The sequence below is a fragment of the Enterobacter cloacae complex sp. SHL021 genome, from assembly GCF_049237765.1.
Lineage (GTDB): Bacteria > Pseudomonadota > Gammaproteobacteria > Enterobacterales > Enterobacteriaceae > Enterobacter > Enterobacter cloacae.
The window spans coordinates 62,053-79,578 of sequence record NZ_JBMKJG010000020.1 but is presented as its reverse complement, the minus strand read 5'-3'; the positions used below and the strand labels follow the sequence as shown (position 1 = coordinate 79,578).

At 53.7% G+C, this 17,526-nt stretch carries 15 protein-coding genes; 4 read left to right on the top strand and 11 right to left on the bottom strand.

Features of this window, described 5'->3' with window-relative positions:
- Nucleotides 1-27: 27 nt before the first annotated feature.
- The 8 genes from rseP to rpsB form a co-directional block, all read right to left on the bottom strand.
- Nucleotides 28-1,380 carry a sigma E protease regulator RseP gene (gene rseP / locus ACOTZF_RS19075; protein ID WP_014830712.1) on the bottom strand — a complete coding sequence of 451 codons (1,353 nt, stop codon included), beginning with the start codon at nucleotides 1,378-1,380 and terminating at the stop codon, nucleotides 28-30.
- Between the two features lie 11 nt (nucleotides 1,381-1,391).
- On the bottom strand, nucleotides 1,392-2,249 hold the full coding sequence (gene cdsA / locus ACOTZF_RS19070) for a phosphatidate cytidylyltransferase (RefSeq protein ID WP_129317754.1): 858 nt from the start codon (nucleotides 2,247-2,249) through the stop codon (nucleotides 1,392-1,394).
- A gap of 12 nt (nucleotides 2,250-2,261) precedes the next feature.
- A complete protein-coding gene (gene ispU / locus ACOTZF_RS19065) occupies nucleotides 2,262-3,020 on the bottom strand; it encodes a (2E,6E)-farnesyl-diphosphate-specific ditrans,polycis-undecaprenyl-diphosphate synthase (RefSeq protein ID WP_038981258.1) in 759 nt (252 codons plus the stop codon).
- 186 nt (nucleotides 3,021-3,206) lie between these two features.
- The gene (ispC, locus tag ACOTZF_RS19060; RefSeq protein ID WP_038981256.1) at nucleotides 3,207-4,406 is read right to left on the bottom strand and encodes a 1-deoxy-D-xylulose-5-phosphate reductoisomerase; all 1,200 of its coding nucleotides are present in this window, start codon (nucleotides 4,404-4,406) and stop codon (nucleotides 3,207-3,209) included.
- Between the two features lie 95 nt (nucleotides 4,407-4,501).
- Nucleotides 4,502-5,059: a ribosome recycling factor gene (gene frr / locus ACOTZF_RS19055; RefSeq protein WP_008501909.1), complete on the bottom strand. Its 558-nt coding sequence runs from the start codon at nucleotides 5,057-5,059 to the stop codon at nucleotides 4,502-4,504.
- 167 nt (nucleotides 5,060-5,226) lie between these two features.
- A complete protein-coding gene (gene pyrH, locus ACOTZF_RS19050) occupies nucleotides 5,227-5,952 on the bottom strand; it encodes a UMP kinase (protein WP_003856194.1) in 726 nt (241 codons plus the stop codon).
- A 151-nt stretch (nucleotides 5,953-6,103) separates the two neighbouring features.
- Nucleotides 6,104-6,955: a translation elongation factor Ts gene (gene tsf, locus ACOTZF_RS19045; RefSeq protein WP_008501911.1), complete on the bottom strand. Its 852-nt coding sequence runs from the start codon at nucleotides 6,953-6,955 to the stop codon at nucleotides 6,104-6,106.
- Between the two features lie 117 nt (nucleotides 6,956-7,072).
- Entirely contained in the window at nucleotides 7,073-7,798 is a 726-nt protein-coding gene (rpsB, locus tag ACOTZF_RS19040) for a 30S ribosomal protein S2 (protein WP_013095653.1), read from the bottom strand.
- Between the two features lie 321 nt (nucleotides 7,799-8,119).
- Here rpsB and map point away from each other — a divergent pair, with 321 nt between their 5' ends.
- The 4 genes from map (at nucleotide 8,120) to ACOTZF_RS19020 (ending at nucleotide 13,011) form a co-directional block, all read left to right on the top strand.
- The gene (map, locus tag ACOTZF_RS19035) at nucleotides 8,120-8,914 is read left to right on the top strand and encodes a type I methionyl aminopeptidase (RefSeq protein ID WP_013095652.1); all 795 of its coding nucleotides are present in this window, start codon (nucleotides 8,120-8,122) and stop codon (nucleotides 8,912-8,914) included.
- A gap of 63 nt (nucleotides 8,915-8,977) precedes the next feature.
- Nucleotides 8,978-11,653 carry a bifunctional uridylyltransferase/uridylyl-removing protein GlnD gene (glnD, locus tag ACOTZF_RS19030; RefSeq protein ID WP_013095651.1) on the top strand — a complete coding sequence of 892 codons (2,676 nt, stop codon included), beginning with the start codon at nucleotides 8,978-8,980 and terminating at the stop codon, nucleotides 11,651-11,653.
- Nucleotides 11,654-11,685: 32 nt separating this feature from the next.
- Nucleotides 11,686-12,510, top strand: a complete 825-nt coding sequence (gene dapD, locus ACOTZF_RS19025; protein WP_013095650.1) for a 2,3,4,5-tetrahydropyridine-2,6-dicarboxylate N-succinyltransferase — start codon at nucleotides 11,686-11,688, stop codon at nucleotides 12,508-12,510.
- Nucleotides 12,511-12,621: 111 nt separating this feature from the next.
- Complete coding sequence (locus tag ACOTZF_RS19020) at nucleotides 12,622-13,011, top strand: DUF3461 family protein (protein WP_008501916.1); 390 nt, start codon at nucleotides 12,622-12,624, stop codon at nucleotides 13,009-13,011.
- Between the two features lie 104 nt (nucleotides 13,012-13,115).
- On the opposite strand, the gene cdaR is transcribed toward ACOTZF_RS19020, so the two are convergent.
- The 3 genes from cdaR to dgt form a co-directional block, all read right to left on the bottom strand.
- Nucleotides 13,116-14,273: a DNA-binding transcriptional regulator CdaR gene (cdaR, locus tag ACOTZF_RS19015; RefSeq protein WP_126347502.1), complete on the bottom strand. Its 1,158-nt coding sequence runs from the start codon at nucleotides 14,271-14,273 to the stop codon at nucleotides 13,116-13,118.
- Between the two features lie 153 nt (nucleotides 14,274-14,426).
- The gene (degP, locus tag ACOTZF_RS19010) at nucleotides 14,427-15,863 is read right to left on the bottom strand and encodes a serine endoprotease DegP (protein ID WP_013095648.1); all 1,437 of its coding nucleotides are present in this window, start codon (nucleotides 15,861-15,863) and stop codon (nucleotides 14,427-14,429) included.
- A 131-nt stretch (nucleotides 15,864-15,994) separates the two neighbouring features.
- Nucleotides 15,995-17,509, bottom strand: a complete 1,515-nt coding sequence (dgt, locus tag ACOTZF_RS19005) for a dGTPase (protein WP_013095647.1) — start codon at nucleotides 17,507-17,509, stop codon at nucleotides 15,995-15,997.
- Between the last annotated feature and the right edge of the window lie 17 nt (nucleotides 17,510-17,526).

Sequence of the window (17,526 nt, the reverse complement as noted above, 5' to 3'; positions counted from 1 at the left end):
ATTATGCGTTCTTCCTAACTAACTCTCTTACAACCGAGAGAAATCATTGAAAAGTGCAAGCCCCATTAACAGCACCAGCAAAATCGAGCCAATGCGATAACTAAAGTCTTGAACTCGCTCGGATACCGGCCCGCCTTTTAGCTTTTCAATCGCTAAAAACAGCAGATGACCCCCGTCTAAAACGGGAAGCGGGAACAGGTTGATGATCCCAAGGTTCACGCTAATGAGCGCGAGAAACATGAGATAGTAAATCACCCCGAACTCCGCTGACATCCCAGCCCCCTGAGCTATCGAAATTGGCCCACTGAGGTTGTTCAGTTTCACATCACCGGTTATCAATTTCCCCAACATGTTTACCGTCAGCTTCATCAGTTGCCATGTTTTATCCGTGGCTTCAAGGATGGCGCTAAACGGCCCATACTGGCGTATTGTCTTGTACTCATCAGGCAGCGGGATCACTTTAGGCACAACGCCTGCAAACCCTTCTGCCTTTTTGCCGACCGATTTGCTATCCGGGATCAGCGTCAGCGAGAGTGGACTACCCTGCCTTTCAACTTCCAGCGCGAGCGACGTACCCGGATTATCGCGCACCAGAGTAACAAAGGTCATCCACTGTGTTAATGGCTGACCATCGACTTTAACGATCCTGTCGCCAGCTTGCAAACCCGCTTTGCTCGCCGCCGAATTTGCCTGAACTTCGGCTAATATCGGTTCGATCTGCGCACCACGTGGGCGAATCCCCAGCGCAGAGACGGGATCTTCTTTGTCTGGCTCGAAACTCCAGTGACGCAAATCCAGCACTTTATTCTGTCGCTGGTCAGAACCAAACGGCGACACGCTGACCGTGGTCTGCTCATCACCGATTTTGGCTACCAGTTGCAGTCGCACGGCATCCCAATCAGGGGTTTCGATACCATCAATCGCTTTAAGTTCCATCCCCGGCGTAATTTGCGCACTCGCCGCGATGGAATTGGGGGCGATTTCACCGACAACCGGACGCACGCCCGGAACGCCGATGATAAACACCAGCCAGTAAGCGAAGATAGCAAAGATGAAATTGGCTACCGGTCCGGCAGCAATGATGGCGGCACGTTGTCCAACGGTTTTGTTGTTAAACGCGCTGTGTCGAAGCTCAGGGGCCACAGGCTCAACACGTTCGTCGAGCATTTTGACGTAGCCACCGAGCGGGATAAGGGCGATGACAAATTCCGTGCCGTGACGGTCAGTACGCGTCCAGAGTGATTTGCCAAAACCGATGGAGAACCGCTCTACGCGCACACCGCAACGGCGAGCAACCCAGAAATGGCCAAATTCATGCACGGTAATCAGTACACCCAGTGCAACAATGAACGCCGCCAGATTCCAGAGAATGCTCAGCATAAAACCTTCCGTTAAATCGTCCCGAATACCAGTAAAAGCAGACAAGCAAACACGGGAACAGCCGCTGTCAGGCTGTCAATGCGATCCAGTATCCCGCCATGCCCTGGAATCAGGTGTCCGCTGTCCTTAATCCCTGCTTCTCGCTTGAACATACTTTCGGTTAAATCACCGAGTACCGAGGCCAGCGCGGCAAAAATCGAACACACCAGCAGTATTGACGGTGCAATGTCCAGATTCGCCCAGACGCCATAGCCCCAGGAGATAATCGCTGCCGTAAACAGGCCGCCGATGAATCCTTGCCAGGTTTTACCAGGCGACACCTTCGGAGCTAGTTTATGTTTGCCGAACAGTTTACCAAACATATAGGCCCCAGAGTCAGCCCCCCAGACCAGAATCATCACATAAAGCAGCCAAATCGCACCGCTGTAGTGGTTTTCGTCGTAGTGCCAGGCGCGCAGAGCCACCATGCCCCAGAAAAAAGGCACGATGGTAAGAAGACCAAATATAAGGCGCAGCACTTTTGAGTTGCGCCATAACGCCGCGGAGCCTGGATAAAAAAGCACCAAAACAAGGGCGGCGATCCACCAGGCCAACGATACCCACAGGGACCCGGCAACCAGTGGTTGGTGAATATCATGGTGATATTCCGGCAAGGTAAACAGCATCAGGGCCAGGATCAAGCCACAGAGTACCGCCAGCCATACCCGCTGACTGCGCGACGTAAAGCCGCTAAACTGTCCCCATTCCCACGCGGCCAGCATACACACCACCAGCGTGACAATAGCAAATCCCACCGGGGGCAGTAAAAACAGCGCCGCAATGACAATGGGTATTAATACAAAAGCGGAAACCAGGCGATACTTCAGCAAAAGCTACCCCCATCAGGCTTTGTCGCCACCAGGCTCGGTGCCGCCGAAACGACGCTCTCGATTGGCAAAGGCATGCAGCGCACCTTCAAAGTCTTGTTCATCAAAATCGGGCCAAAGCACATCCGTAAAGTAAAGTTCGGCATAGGCAATTTGCCACAGCAAAAAGTTACTTATGCGATGTTCTCCCCCTGTCCTAATTACCAAATCCACAGGTGCCAGTTCATTCATGCAGATTTGCTTGCTCAGCACGTCTTCATCAATTTGGTCGGGTCTCAACAACCCTTCCTGAACCTGTTCGGCCAGGTGCCGAACCCCCTGGATAATATCCCAGCGTCCACCGTAATTCGCCGCGATATTCAGCGTCAGACCCGTGTTATTTTCAGTCAGCGCTTCTGCTTTACGAATCCGTTCCTGCAAACGTGAGTTAAAACGACTGGTTTCGCCAATGACACGCAGGCGCACGTTGTGGCGGTGCAGGCTTTTTACTTCGCTGTCGAGCGCCCACACAAACAGTTCCATCAACGCAGTCACTTCCTGCGCAGGTCGATTCCAGTTTTCACTGCTAAAAGCATAGAGCGTTAACGCATCAATGCCGTTATTGGCGGCAAAAGAGACGGCGCGGCGAACAGATTTCGCCCCAGCTTTATGCCCAAAGGCTCGTATCTTCCCTTGTCTTTTCGCCCAGCGGCCATTGCCATCCATGATGATTGCTACATGACGGCAGCCATGAGCTGGCAAGTTTTCGCTTATTGGTTGATTCGCAGACAACATAACGCGTTTTTAGTCCCTGAAAAGGATTTAACGGTACTCAGGAATACTGAAGCCTATACGTAAAAAAGCCGTGTCAAACCACGGCTTACCTGACCACTTAAAGTCAAATACCTGCGATCAGGTGGCGCAGACTATATCACCGAAGCCCAACGCTAACAAATAGCACGACGACTGGTGCTTGCTTTATCACCAGCTTGCGAGACGTGTCACCTGTTTGCGCGCAATAATACGAGCCTGCTCATCCACCGCCAGCACCTCTTCCACGCTTTGTGGTTCGCGCAGATCCATCAACTCCAGTACCGACAAATTCAGCATAGCGATATCGGTGAAACGGATCTGCTGATTCAGAAATGCTTCAACGGTAATTTCATTGGCTGCATTGAGTGCCGTCGTCGCCGCCTGCCCCTGGTCAAAGGCATTCATTGCAAGCTTAAGACACGGATAACGATCGTAGTCAGGTTCACTGAACGTCAGGGAACTCAGCTTGCAAAAATCGAGTGGCTTCACGCCAGATTTCACGCGTTCAGGCCATGCCATTGCATGTGCAATTGGCGTACGCATATCCGGCTCTCCCAGCTGTGCCAGCACGCTGCCGTCCTGATAGCGTACCATCGAGTGAATCACCGATTGCGGGTGGATCAGCACTTCCATCTGTTTCGCCGACGCGTTAAACAGCCAGCGAGCTTCAATGTATTCCAGACCTTTGTTCATCATAGTGGCAGAGTCAACGGAGATCTTACGCCCCATTGACCAGTTCGGATGACGGCACGCCTGATCCGGCGTCATTGCGCTCAGTTCAGACAGTGGCGTTTCACGGAACGGGCCACCAGACCCGGTAAGCAAAATCGATACAACCCCATTCTGCTCCAGGTCAGCGTACCCCAGGTTCTGCTGAAAAGGTTGCGGTAAACTCTGAAAAATGGCGTTGTGCTCGCTGTCGACCGGCAAAAGTCGTGCTCCGCGCTGCTTAACCGCCTCCATAAACAGGCGTCCGCAGGTCACCAGCGACTCTTTATTCGCCAGCAGAACATCTTTACCGGCATCGATGGCGGCCAGCGTCGGCAGTAACCCGGCCGCGCCAACAATGGCGGCCATCACCTGATCGACCTCGTCCAGCGCGGCCATCTCACAGGCAGCCTGCTGCCCGCTCAGAACCTCAGTACGACTGCCCTTCTCTTGCAGAGCGGCTTTCAGCTGGCGGGCGCTCTCTTCGTCATCCATTACCGCATAGCGGGGCGTAAACTCCAGACACTGCTCGACCATTCGCTGCACATTCTTCCCGGCCACCAGTGCTGTCACGGTGTAAAGCGCAGGGTTGTGGCGTACAACGTCGAGAGTGCTGCAACCGATAGATCCGGTTGAGCCAAGGAGAGTTAAATGCTTCATGAGATGCCCGAAAAAAGTTAGACCAGATAAAAGCAAAACGCCGCCAGCAAGACCCGAAGTCCCTCTGAACGGCGTTTATCAGTGTAAGACAGAAATCAGAACTGCATCAGTTCCGCTTCTTTATCTGCCAGCGCCGCATCAATTTTCTTGATGGCAGCGTCAGTCATTTTCTGAATGTCGTCCTGTGAACGACGATCGTCATCTTCACTGATCTCTTTTTCTTTCAGCAGCGCTTTCACTTTATCGTTAGCGTCACGACGGACGTTACGCACGGAAACACGACCCTGCTCGGCTTCGCCACGCACGACTTTGATCAGGTCTTTACGACGCTCTTCGGTCAGCGGAGGCAGTGGAACACGGATATCAGCACCCGCAGAGCTTGGGTTCAGACCGAGGTCAGATGCCATGATCGCTTTCTCAACCGCCGGGCCCATAGAGCGATCGAACACGTTGATTTTCAGCGTGCGGGTATCTTCTACGGTCACGCTCGCCAGCTGGCGCAGAGGGGTAGGCGTACCGTAGTACTCTACGATGATGCCATCCAGCAGGCTTGGAGAAGCACGGCCAGTACGGATTTTGCTGATTTGGGTTTTGAACGCTTCTACGCATTTTTCCATGCGTACTTCAGCATCTTTTCTGATGTCGTTAATCACGTTACGAATCCTTGAAAACTTGTCTCAGGCAGACTATCCGCCAGCACAGTGCTACAGGTGTGCTAAGTATAGTCGCGTTTAATTCATGACAACGCCAATGGCGCGTCCGGGTAAGATACCACTTCAAAATAAAGCGGAATCTTACCTGTATTTATCGCCGACGGAAATTATTCCGTGATCAATGTGCCTTCTTTTTCGCCCATAACCACGCGGCGCAGTGCGCCAGGCTTATTCATGTTGAAGACACGGATCGGCAGTTTGTGGTCGCGAGCCAGGGTGAAGGCGGCAAGATCCATCACTTTCAGCTCTTTTTCCAGCACTTCGCTGTAGGACAGCTGATCGTACATGGTGGCAGAGGGATCTTTTGCCGGGTCGGCGGTAAACACGCCATCCACTTTGGTTGCTTTCAGCACCACATCGGCTTCGATTTCGATACCGCGCAGGCAGGCAGCGGAATCGGTTGTAAAGAACGGGTTGCCCGTACCGGCGGAGAGGATCACCACGCGGTTGTTGCGCAGCAGGCTGATCGCTTCTGCCCAGCTGTAGTTATCGCAAACGCCATTCAAAGGAATAGCGGACATCAGGCGGGCATTCACATAGGCACGATGCAACGCATCACGCATTGCCAGACCGTTCATCACGGTTGCCAGCATACCCATATGGTCGCCCACAACGCGGTTCATCCCCGCTTTCGCCAGACCAGCACCACGGAAAAGGTTGCCACCGCCAATGACCACGCCGACCTGAATACCCAGTTCGACAAGTTCTTTGATCTCCTGTGCCATGCGGTCGAGAATGCTTGCGTCAATACCGAAGCCTTCCGATCCCTGCAGCGCTTCGCCACTCAGCTTAAGCAGAATGCGTTTGTACACGGGTTTTGCATTGGTAGCCATGTTTCTTTCCTGAGACTGTCAACGATTAAGATGGGGGTTAATTCTGGCGACATAGTATGTCGCATACCAGCACAGCGATACGGGATCCTGTCTGATTTTCGTCTGACGGGTGACAAAAAGAAGCCGCCCTCAGGCGGCTCCTTTTTCATCATTAAGACTGCTTGGACATTGCAGCAACTTCTGCTGCGAAGTCAGTCTCAACTTTCTCGATGCCTTCGCCCACTTCGAAGCGGATGAAGCCAGTTACGTCAGCGTTGTGCTCTTTCAGCAGCTGAGCAACGGATTTGCTTGGATCCATAACGAAAGGCTGGCCAGTCAGAGAAACTTCGCCGGTGAATTTCTTCATGCGGCCTTCAACCATTTTCTCTGCGATTTCTTTTGGCTTACCAGACTGCATCGCGATGTCCAGCTGAACCTGGTACTCTTTCTCTACCACTTCAGCAGACACGTCTTCTGGCTTAACGAATTCTGGTTTGCTTGCAGCGATGTGCATTGCCAGCTGTTTAACCAGCTCTTCGTCAGCGCCTTTAGCCGCAACCAGAACACCGATACGCGCACCGTGCTGGTAAGAACCCAGAACGTCGCCTTCCAGGGACGCTACGCGACGGATGTTGATGTTCTCACCGATTTTAGCAACCAGCGCAACACGTTCTTCTTCGAACTGTGCTTTCAGAACTTCAACGTCAGTGATTTTGCCAGCAACAGCTGCGTCCAGAACTTTGTTAGCAAACGCCTGGAAACCACCATCTTTAGCAACGAAGTCAGTCTGGCAGTTAACTTCCAGAATGATGCCGTAGTTGCCGTCGATTTTAGTGATGATCACGCCGTCAGCAGCAACGTTGCCTGCTTTTTTAGCTGCTTTGATCGCACCGGATTTACGCATGTTTTCGATTGCCAGCTCGATGTCGCCGTTCGCTTCAGTCAGCGCTTTTTTGCAATCCATCATGCCTGCGCCAGTACGCTCGCGCAGCTCTTTTACCAGGGATGCGGTAATTTCAGCCATTCTTAAATCCTCGGGAGATGTGAACTGCCCGGCCTGCGGCCAAACAGTATAAATTGAAAAAAGGGGCCGATAATGGGCCCCTATTCATACACGGTACTAATAAGGGGTGAAACCTTATTATTCAGCTTCTACGAAGCTTTCTTCCGCCTGAGAAGCCAGATCCTGGGAACGGCCTTCACGAACGGTAGCAGCTACAGCGCTCAGGTACAGGCTAACAGCACGGATTGCGTCGTCGTTACCCGGGATAACGAAGTCAACACCGTCCGGATCGGAGTTGGTATCAACGATAGCGAATACCGGGATACCCAGGTTGTTAGCTTCTTTGATTGCGATGTGCTCGTGGTCTGCATCGATTACGAACAGCGCGTCTGGCAGGCCGCCCATATCTTTGATACCGCCCAGGCTGTTTTCCAGCTTGTCCAGCTCACGAGTGCGCATCAGCGCTTCTTTCTTAGTCAGCTTGTCGAAAGTACCGTCCTGAGACTGGGTTTCCAGATCTTTCAGGCGCTTGATGGACTGACGAACAGTTTTCCAGTTGGTCAGCATGCCGCCCAACCAGCGATGGTTCACGAAGAACTGGTCGCAGCTGTTAGCAGCATCTTTCACAGCTTCGCTTGCAGCGCGCTTAGTACCAACGAACAGAATCTTACCTTTACGGGAAGCGATCTTGTTCAGCTCAGCCAGGGCTTCGTTGAACATTGGTACAGTTTTCTCAAGGTTGATGATGTGAACTTTGTTACGCGCGCCGAAGATGAAAGGCTTCATTTTCGGGTTCCAGTAACGGGTCTGGTGACCGAAGTGAACACCAGCCTTGAGCATGTCGCGCATGGAAACAGTTGCCATGTTTAAAACCTCTATATTGAAAGTTGGGGTTATGCCTCCACGTATCCCATATTACCGACCCCGAAGGGCACCCCGGAATATGTGCCGATACGTGTGTGTTGTTACACAAAGTGAGATATATCGCTCCCGTCCAGCCTGTGTATCTGAGATGGATCGGAAGTCCGGCGCGCTTTATACCACAAATCACGACCAGAAACCAATAATTGTTGGCGTAGTGTGCTGTTAATGATTCTCAGTTTGGCACGGGGTGCGCCTGACTGATACCATTGACGGTACTTAGACTAGTATTGTCGAAAAAATCGACACCGATGGACAGATTACATGGCTATCTCTATTAAGACCCCTGAAGAAATTGAAAAGATGCGCGTCGCCGGTCGTCTGGCCGCGGAAGTGCTGGAAATGATCGAGCCGTTCGTGAAACCGGGCGTCAGCACCGGCGAACTGGACCGCATCTGTAACGACTATATCGTTAACGAGCAGCACGCGGTCTCCGCCTGCCTCGGCTACCACGGTTTCCCGAAATCCGTCTGCATTTCTATAAATGAAGTGGTGTGCCACGGTATTCCGGATGACGAAAAACTGCTGAAAGATGGCGACATCGTCAACATCGACGTCACCGTCATTAAAGATGATTACCACGGTGACACCTCGAAGATGTTTATCGTGGGCAAGCCAACCATCCTGGGCGAGCGCCTGTGTAAAGTGACGCAGGAGAGCCTCTACCTGGCGCTGAAGATGGTGAAACCGGGCATTCGCCTGCGCACCATTGGTGCCGCTATCCAGAAGTTTGTCGAAGCGGAAGGTTTCTCCGTGGTTCGCGAATATTGTGGTCACGGCATTGGCCGCGTCTTCCACGAAGAGCCGCAGGTTCTGCACTACGATGCGGATGACGGCGGCGTGGTGCTGCAAAAAGGGATGACCTTCACCATCGAGCCGATGGTCAACGCGGGTGACTACCGTATCCGTACGATGAAAGATGGCTGGACGGTGAAAACCAAAGACAGAAGCTTGTCTGCACAGTACGAGCATACTATTGTGGTAACAGACAACGGCTGCGAAATTATGACGTTGCGCAAGGATGACACCATCCCGGCAATACTGACGCACGATGAATGATAAAAAAGCCGGCAAATGCCGGCTTTTTTAATGGCGATAGCTTTTTCTTATGGGTGGCGCACGATGAGTAATCTATTACCCGAACAGTATGCTAACACAGCACTTCCCACCCTTCCCGACCAGCCCGATAACCCGGGCGTCTGGCCGCAGCACGAGCTGAGCTGTGCCGGCATCAAAGCCCATATGGATGTCTTCCAGCGCTGGCTGGGAAGCGCGTTTGATGCGGGCATTTCCGCCGAACAGCTCATTGAAGCGCGCACCGAATTTATTGACCAGCTTCTGCAACGCCTGTGGATTGAGTACGGGTTCGGGCAGGTCAGCGACGTGGCGCTGGTTGCCGTCGGGGGCTATGGCCGCGGTGAGCTGCATCCGCTTTCCGATATTGACCTGCTGATCTTAAGCCGCAAAAAGCTGCCGGACGAACAGGCGCAGAAGATTGGCGAATTGCTGACGCTGCTCTGGGATGTGAAACTGGAAGTCGGCCACAGCGTACGCACCCTGGAAGAGTGCCTGCTGGAGGGGCTATCGGATCTGACCGTTGCCACCAACCTGATTGAAACCCGCCTGCTGATCGGCGACGTCGCGCTGTTCCTGGAACTGCAAAAACACATTTTCAGCGACGGCTTCTGGCCATCAGAAAAGTTCTTCGCCGCTAAGGTCGAGGAACAAAATCAGCGCCACCAGCGCTATCACGGCACAAGCTATAACCTTGAACCGGATATCAAAAGCAGCCCCGGCGGCCTGCGCGATATCCACACATTACAGTGGGTAGCCCGTCGCCACTTTGGCGCCACCTCGCTGGATGAAATGGTGGGTTTTGGCTTTTTAACCGAGGCCGAGCGAAACGAGCTCAACGAGTGTCTGCATCTACTGTGGCGCATTCGTTTTGCCCTCCATCTTGAACTTAATCGCTACGATAACCGTCTGTTGTTCGACCGCCAGCTCAGCGTGGCCCAGCGCCTTCACTACAGCGGCGAGGGTAACGAACCGGTTGAGCACATGATGAAGGATTTCTTCCGCGTGACCCGACGCGTTACCGAACTCAACCAGATGTTATTGCAGCTGTTCGACGAAGCTATTCTGGCGCTGACGGCCGACGAAAAACCGCGCCCCATTGATGACGAGTTTCAGCTACGCGGTACGCTTATCGATCTGCGTGACGAAACGCTGTTTATGCGCGAGCCGGAAGCGATCCTGCGGATGTTCTACACCATGGTCCGCAACAGCACGATCACCGGGATCTACTCCACCACCCTGCGCCATTTGCGCCATGCGCGCCGCCATCTGACGCAGCCGCTGTGCTATATCCCGGAAGCGCGTTCGCTGTTCCTGAGCATGCTCCGCCATCCGGGCGCCGTCAGTCGCGGGCTGCTGCCAATGCACCGTCACAGCGTACTGTGGGCCTATATGCCGCAATGGTCGCACATTGTCGGGCAGATGCAGTTCGATCTGTTCCATGCCTATACGGTGGATGAACACACGATCCGCGTCATGCTCAAGCTGGAAAGTTTTGCGAAAGAAGAGACGCGCTCCCGCCACCCGCTGTGCGTTGAGCTGTGGCCACGGCTGACCCATCCGGAGCTGATCCTGATTGCCGCCCTGTTCCACGATATCGCCAAAGGCCGCGGCGGTGACCACTCGGTGCTCGGCGCGCAGGACGTGCTGAAATTTGCCGAACTGCACGGTCTGAACTCACGTGAAACACAGCTGGTGGCCTGGCTGGTGCGCCATCATCTACTGATGTCAGTCACCGCACAGCGTCGTGACATTCAGGATCCTGAAGTAATCAAGCAGTTTGCAGAAGAGGTACAAACAGAAAACCGTCTGCGCTATCTGGTCTGCCTGACGGTGGCCGATATCTGCGCCACCAACGAAACGCTGTGGAACAGCTGGAAGCAGAGCCTGCTGCGTGAACTGTACTTTGCGACCGAAAAACAGCTGCGCCGCGGAATGCAAAACACGCCGGACATGCGTGAGCGCGTGCGCCACCATCAGTTGCAGGCTCTGGCCCTGCTGCGGATGGACAACATTGATGAAGAGGCGTTGCATCAGATTTGGGCCCGCTGTCGTGCCAACTACTTTGTCCGTCACAGCCCAAACCAGCTCGCCTGGCATGCGCGGCATCTGCTGCAGCATGATTTGTCGCAGCCGATGATCCTGCTCAGCCCGCAGGCGACGCGTGGTGGTACAGAGATCTTTATCTGGAGCCCGGACCGCCCTTATCTGTTTGCTGCGGTATGCGCTGAACTGGACAGACGAAACCTGAGCGTGCACGACGCGCAGATTTTCACCACCCGCGACGGCATGGCGATGGACACCTTTATTGTGCTGGAGCCGGACGGCAGCCCGCTGTCGTCGGATCGTCATGAGGGGATACGTTTTGGTCTGGAGCAGGCCATCACTCAGCGCAGCTGGCAGCCGCCGCAGCCGCGTCGTCAGCCCGCGAAACTGCGCCACTTTACCGTCGATACCGAGGTCAATTTCCTGCCGACCCACACCGATCGTAAATCGTTCCTGGAGCTCATTGCCCTGGATCAGCCAGGTCTGCTCGCCCGCGTCGGCCAGGTCTTTGCCGATCTGGGAATTTCGCTTCACGGGGCCCGAATTACAACCATTGGCGAGCGAGTAGAAGATTTATTTATAATCGCAACAGCGGACCGGCGTGCCCTTAATAATGACCTGCAACTTGAAGTGCAACAACGGTTGACAGCAGCCCTCAATCCAAACGATAAAGGGTGACGTGTTTTTTAGTGAAATGGAAAGAGTAAACAATGCAGCAGTTACAGAACGTTATTGAGTCCGCTTTTGAGCGTCGCGCCGAGATTACCCCGGCAAATGTGGATACCGTTACCCGCGAAGCGGTTAACCAGGTGATTTCTCTGCTGGATTCCGGCGCGCTGCGTGTAGCAGAAAAAATCGACGGTCAGTGGGTCACTCATCAATGGCTGAAGAAAGCCGTGCTGCTCTCTTTCCGTATCAACGATAACCAGGTTATCGACGGAGCTGAAAGCCGCTACTTCGATAAAGTGCCAATGAAATTCGCTGATTACGACGAAGCGCGTTTCCAGAAAGAAGGCTTCCGCGTAGTGCCACCTGCTGCGGTGCGTCAGGGCGCGTTCATCGCCCGTAACACCGTACTGATGCCATCCTACGTAAACATCGGTGCCTATGTAGACGAAGGCACCATGGTGGATACCTGGGCTACCGTGGGCTCCTGCGCGCAGATTGGTAAAAACGTTCACCTGTCCGGCGGCGTCGGCATCGGTGGCGTACTGGAACCCCTGCAGGCTAACCCAACCATCATCGAAGACAATTGCTTCATCGGCGCGCGCTCTGAAGTGGTAGAAGGCGTGATCGTTGAAGAAGGCTCAGTGATCTCTATGGGCGTTTACATCGGTCAGAGCACCCGTATTTACGACCGTGAAACCGGCGAAATCCATTACGGCCGTGTTCCGGCAGGCTCCGTGGTTGTTTCCGGCAACCTGCCGTCTAAAGATGGTAAGTACAGCCTGTACTGTGCGGTTATCGTGAAGAAAGTGGACGCGAAAACCCGCGGTAAAGTGGGCATCAACGAATTGCTGCGCACCATCGATTAATCGGATATAACAAAAAGCGGGGGCAACCCCGCTTTTTTCATATCTGAGGGTGGCGAAAATAGATTTTTTCGTTAATTATTCAAAGGTTATGTTGAGATCAAGGGTACCGCTATGTACGATAATCTGAAAAGTCTGGGCATTACCAATCCTGATGAAATTGATCGTTACAGCCTTCGCCAGGAAGCCAACAACGACATTTTAAAAATCTATTTTCACAAGGACAAAGGAGAGTTTTTCGCCAAGAGCGTGAAGTTTAAGTATCCACGCCAGCGTAAGACCGTCGTCGCAGACGGTGTAGGACAGGGATACAAAGAGGTTCAGGAAATCAGCCCCAACCTGCGCTATGTGATCGATGAACTCGATCAGATCTGCCAGCGCGACCGTACCGAAGTCGATCTCAAGCGTAAGATCCTTGACGATCTGCGTCACCTTGAAAGCGTTGTGACGAATAAGATCAGCGAGATTGAAGCGGATCTTGAGAAATTAACGCGTAACAAATAAGTTGGGTGCGGCCTGATGCCCTCACCCCGGCCCTCTCCCACAGGGAGAGGGAGAAAACCATCATGTAGGCCGGGTAAGGCGAAGCCGCCACCCGGCAAACAGCATCATCGCTGTTCATCCAGCTGCAACGCCACATACAGCAGCAGTCTGTCGTCAAAACTTCCCAGATCCAGCCCTGTCAGCTCCGAAATCCGGTTGAGCCGATACTCCAGCGTGTTGCGGTGAATGAACAGCGCTTTCGACGTCGCCAGCGGCTGCACGTTATGCCGGAACCACGCCTGTAGCGTCCGGCGCAGCAGGCCATTGTTGTCCATCTCTTTCAGACGCGCGAGCGGACGCGCCAGCTCATTGGCCTGCCAGCCACCGCGCAGGCTGTCGAGCAGTACCGGCAGCATCAGATCCTGATAAAAATAGCTGCGGCTTTCCGGCATTCGCTGTTTACCCACCATCATCGTGGTACGCGCCGTACGCCATGAGCGGGCGATACTGCCAGGCCCGGTAAAGTAATTCCCCAGGGCGACGCGAAAACGCAGCTGACCATTCTCTTTCATACGGGAAATTAACTGCTCCACACGACGACGGTGATCTTCCGCATCCCAGCGACCGAACGCGTTAAGCGCCGGCTTGAGAACCACCATTTCCGTCAGGGATACAATCGCCACCAGGTTGTCGCGCTCCGGCGTTGCCAGCGCGTTTTGTAGCTGCTGCAATTCAGCCATCGCGCTATCGACCCCCAGCTGGCCGCTATCCACCTCAATCACCGCCACGACGCGCGGTTGGTTCAGGTCAATACCCAGACGCTGCGCCCACTCGCTCAGCGCAGGCGTATGCTCCTCTGCCTGAATCAGATTCATCACCAGCTCTTCGCGCAGACGGCTGTCCTGGGCCAGCAGGTGCATCAGGCGCGACTGCTCCAGCATCATCTCCGCCGTCATGCAGACCAGCTCGCCATATTTACGCAGTGATTCGGGTTCACCGGTCAGGCCTATTACGCCAACAATTTCCCCTTCAAGGCGCAGCGGTAAATTGATACCCTGACGGACGCCGTGCAGGTGTTTCGCCACGGCATCATCGATATCCACGACCCGCCCCTGGGAAAGCACCAGCAGTGCACCTTCGTGCAATTCCCCAATACGCTCGCGATCGCCGCTGCCAATAATGCGCCCTCGGGCATCCATTACGTTGATATTGGTATCGATGATGCGCATGGTGCGCGCCACGATATCCTGCGCCATTTTGGTATCAAGATGCCAGCCAGCCATGTAACCCTCCTGTGAGCAGAGCTCAAGCATAGGGGAGTTCGGTTACGGTCGCATTGTGCGAATGCACAAAATCAGGCAGTGAAGTATGGACTTGTGGGAAGGGTCACAGAAACAAAAAAGCCCCTGCTTACATCACGCAGGGGCTTACGAGGATTATTGCATCAGGAGGTAGATAGAAGTATCACCACGCTGAATATTCAGCGCCAGCACGGATGGTTTGCTGTCGAGAATTTTACGCAGTTCAGCGATGTTTTTCACTGGCTGCTGGTTAGCACCCATGATCACATCACCTTTTTTCAGGCCGATACGGGCTGCCGGGGAATTCGCTTTCACGTTATTCACCACCACGCCTTTATCTGCACCTTTGTTGCTCATCTCCGCCCCTTCAATACCGCTGAAGATGGTGCTGGAATCAACCTGATTCTGGCTGCTCTGCTGCAGCTCCAGACTCACGTTAACCGCCTTACCGTCACGCAGCAGGCCAAGGGTGACTTTGCTGCCAATCGGCATTGAGCCCACTTCGGCACGCAGGGCGGCAAAGCTGCTGATCGGTTTACCGTTCAGGGAGGTGATCACATCCCCGGCTTTAATCCCCGCTTTTGCTGCGGAGGAGTTAGGCATAACCTGGCTCACGAACGCGCCGCGCTGGGCGTCAACTTTCATCGCTTTCGCCAGTTCAGAGTTCAGCTCGGTACCCATGATACCCAGCTCACCGCGTTTCACCTGGCCGTACTGCACCATCTGCGCGGTCAGGTTTTTCACCATGTTACTTGGGATAGCAAAACCGATACCGATGTTGCCGCCGTCCGGTGCCAGGATGGCAGTGTTAATACCAATCAGCTCACCGTTCAGGTTCACCAGCGCACCGCCGGAGTTACCGCGGTTGATCGCCGCATCCGTCTGGATGAAGTTTTCATAGTTCTCCGCGTTCAGGCCGCTACGGCCCAGCGCTGAAACAATCCCCGAGGTCACGGTTTCGCCCAGACCGAACGGGTTACCGATGGCCACGGTGTAGTCACCGACACGCAGCGCGTCGGAGTCGGCAATTTTAATCGCCGTCAGGTTTTTAGGATCCTGAATCTGGATCAGTGCGATATCAGAGCGTGGGTCCTTGCCCACCACTTTGGCGTCAAATTTACGCCCGTCGCTCAGCTGAACCTTAATGCTGTTGGCGTTATCCACCACGTGGTTGTTGGTAACGACATACCCTTTCGCGGCATCAATAATAACCCCCGAGCCAAGCGCCATGAATTTCTGCTGCTGGCCGCCGCCCTGGCCGTCATCCCCTGCGCCACCGCCCTGACAGAACGGAGAACTCTGGAATGGCGAACCGTCCTGGCAGAACGGCGAGTTATCGCCGAAGAACTGCTGGAAGTTACGCGGCATACGCGGCGTATTGACGGTCGTGCTGCCCTCAACGTTAATACTCACCACCGATGGCATCACTTTTTCGAGCATCGGTGCCAGGCTTGGCATCTGCTGCGCGGTTGCTGCCGACGACGCGGTCTCGGCTGCAGTAGCAGTCAGAGGAGACAGCGCTAAACCTAAACTCAGAGCCAGTGCACTCATTGCTAATGTGGTTTTTTTCATGTTTCTCAATCTCGATTTACAGATAACGCAAAATTGCTGTGTAACTCAGATTCGTTTTATACCGCTTAGTTCCGGCGATAAGTTTATGGAAAAAGTAAAAATTTATTGGTCGTCTTTACAAAACTCCGGGATTATTCCACCGCCATCAGCTTGCGGTACTCATCCCAGGCATACAAATCGGTCATTCCGCTGATATAGTCCTGGATGAGACGACAGCGATAATAATATTCGAGCACCGGCCACTGCGGTGAGTGGCGATCCAGTTTGCCGATGGCTTCAACGTAAGCCAGACGATGACGGGTAGAAAGTTTCTGATAAAGCCGGGACTCAATCGGTATTCGTCGCACGCGCTCTTGTTCCACCAGCTCGCTGAATTCATCGACCGACAATTGCAGCAGAGGGCGATATATTTCCAGTAAGCCGCTGATAACCCGGTATCCCTGTAGCTCTAACTGTTCGACATCGGGGTGGCTGAATACATGACGCATCGCGACATGTTTATATAACTCAAGCAACTGGCTGAAGCTACTGTCATCCTCCAGCAAGGCATGATTGAACTCGCCGCTAAAAATCATCGGCAAATTATCAATAAAGCGCGAGGCGGCGTAAGGCACCAGTTTATTTAATGTATTGACCCGCAAATACATAAAGAACTGATCTTCGGTGCTCCGGCTTAATGTATTTGCACGCGATTTTTCCCAGGCATTTTCAACCACCTGGGCAAACAGCGAACCTTTTTCATGTTTCCCCCATGCATCATAAAGATGCTGATAAAGCTCCTCGACGCTAAATATTCTTTTTTCAACCGCGTCTTCCAGGTCAGCAACGCAATAGGAGATGTCATCGGCGGCTTCCATAATCCACGTCAACGGGAAGCGGCCATTTGCAGTCAATGAAAGTTCTTTACGTAACCGCTCAATATAGGCCTCTTCGGAGAGGTAATAGCCCGGCTTTTTCATCAGATAGCTGTGCGAAGCGGGCGTTTCGCCCATCCACCAGGCGGGACGGGTATATTTGAGGATGCATCCCACCTGTGCCCAGGTCAGATTCATGCGCATCAGGGAGTGCACCAGCCGTATCCCCTGCGCATTGCCTTCAAAATGACAGAGATCCTGACGCACTTTACGACGCAGATCGTTTAGCCCGTCTTCGCCTTCACGCAGGCGTAAATCCCGCACCACGCAGCGGTCATCACTGAGCGGCTGGCTGACGGCATCCGACGGGAAGAGTCGCTGCCTGAACCAGTCGTTGATCGCCGCCTCGCCAAAGTGACCAAACGGCGGGTTGCCGATGTCGTGCATCAGGCAGGCCATCTCAACAATACTCTCAAAGGGTCCGGTCAACTCATCCAGACCGTAGGTTTCCAGCAAGCGCTGCTCTTTGAGACGGCTTAAAATCTCTTTGGCAATGTAGCGCCCCACCTGCTGAACTTCCATTGAGTGGGTAAGGCGTGTGCGCACGGCAGCGTTACGCTCAAGCGGAAACACCTGGGTCTTTTGCTGCAGACGACGAATGGCAGGCGAGTTAATGATCCGCCCGCGATCGCTTTCGAAGATACGCAGGATCTCATGTTCGCTCTTTTCACCCTGCGGCGAACGGAAACGTCGGTGCCAGTTAATTTTGGTGCGAAAATCGATCTGTGACATGTGCTCCCCCGCGTGAG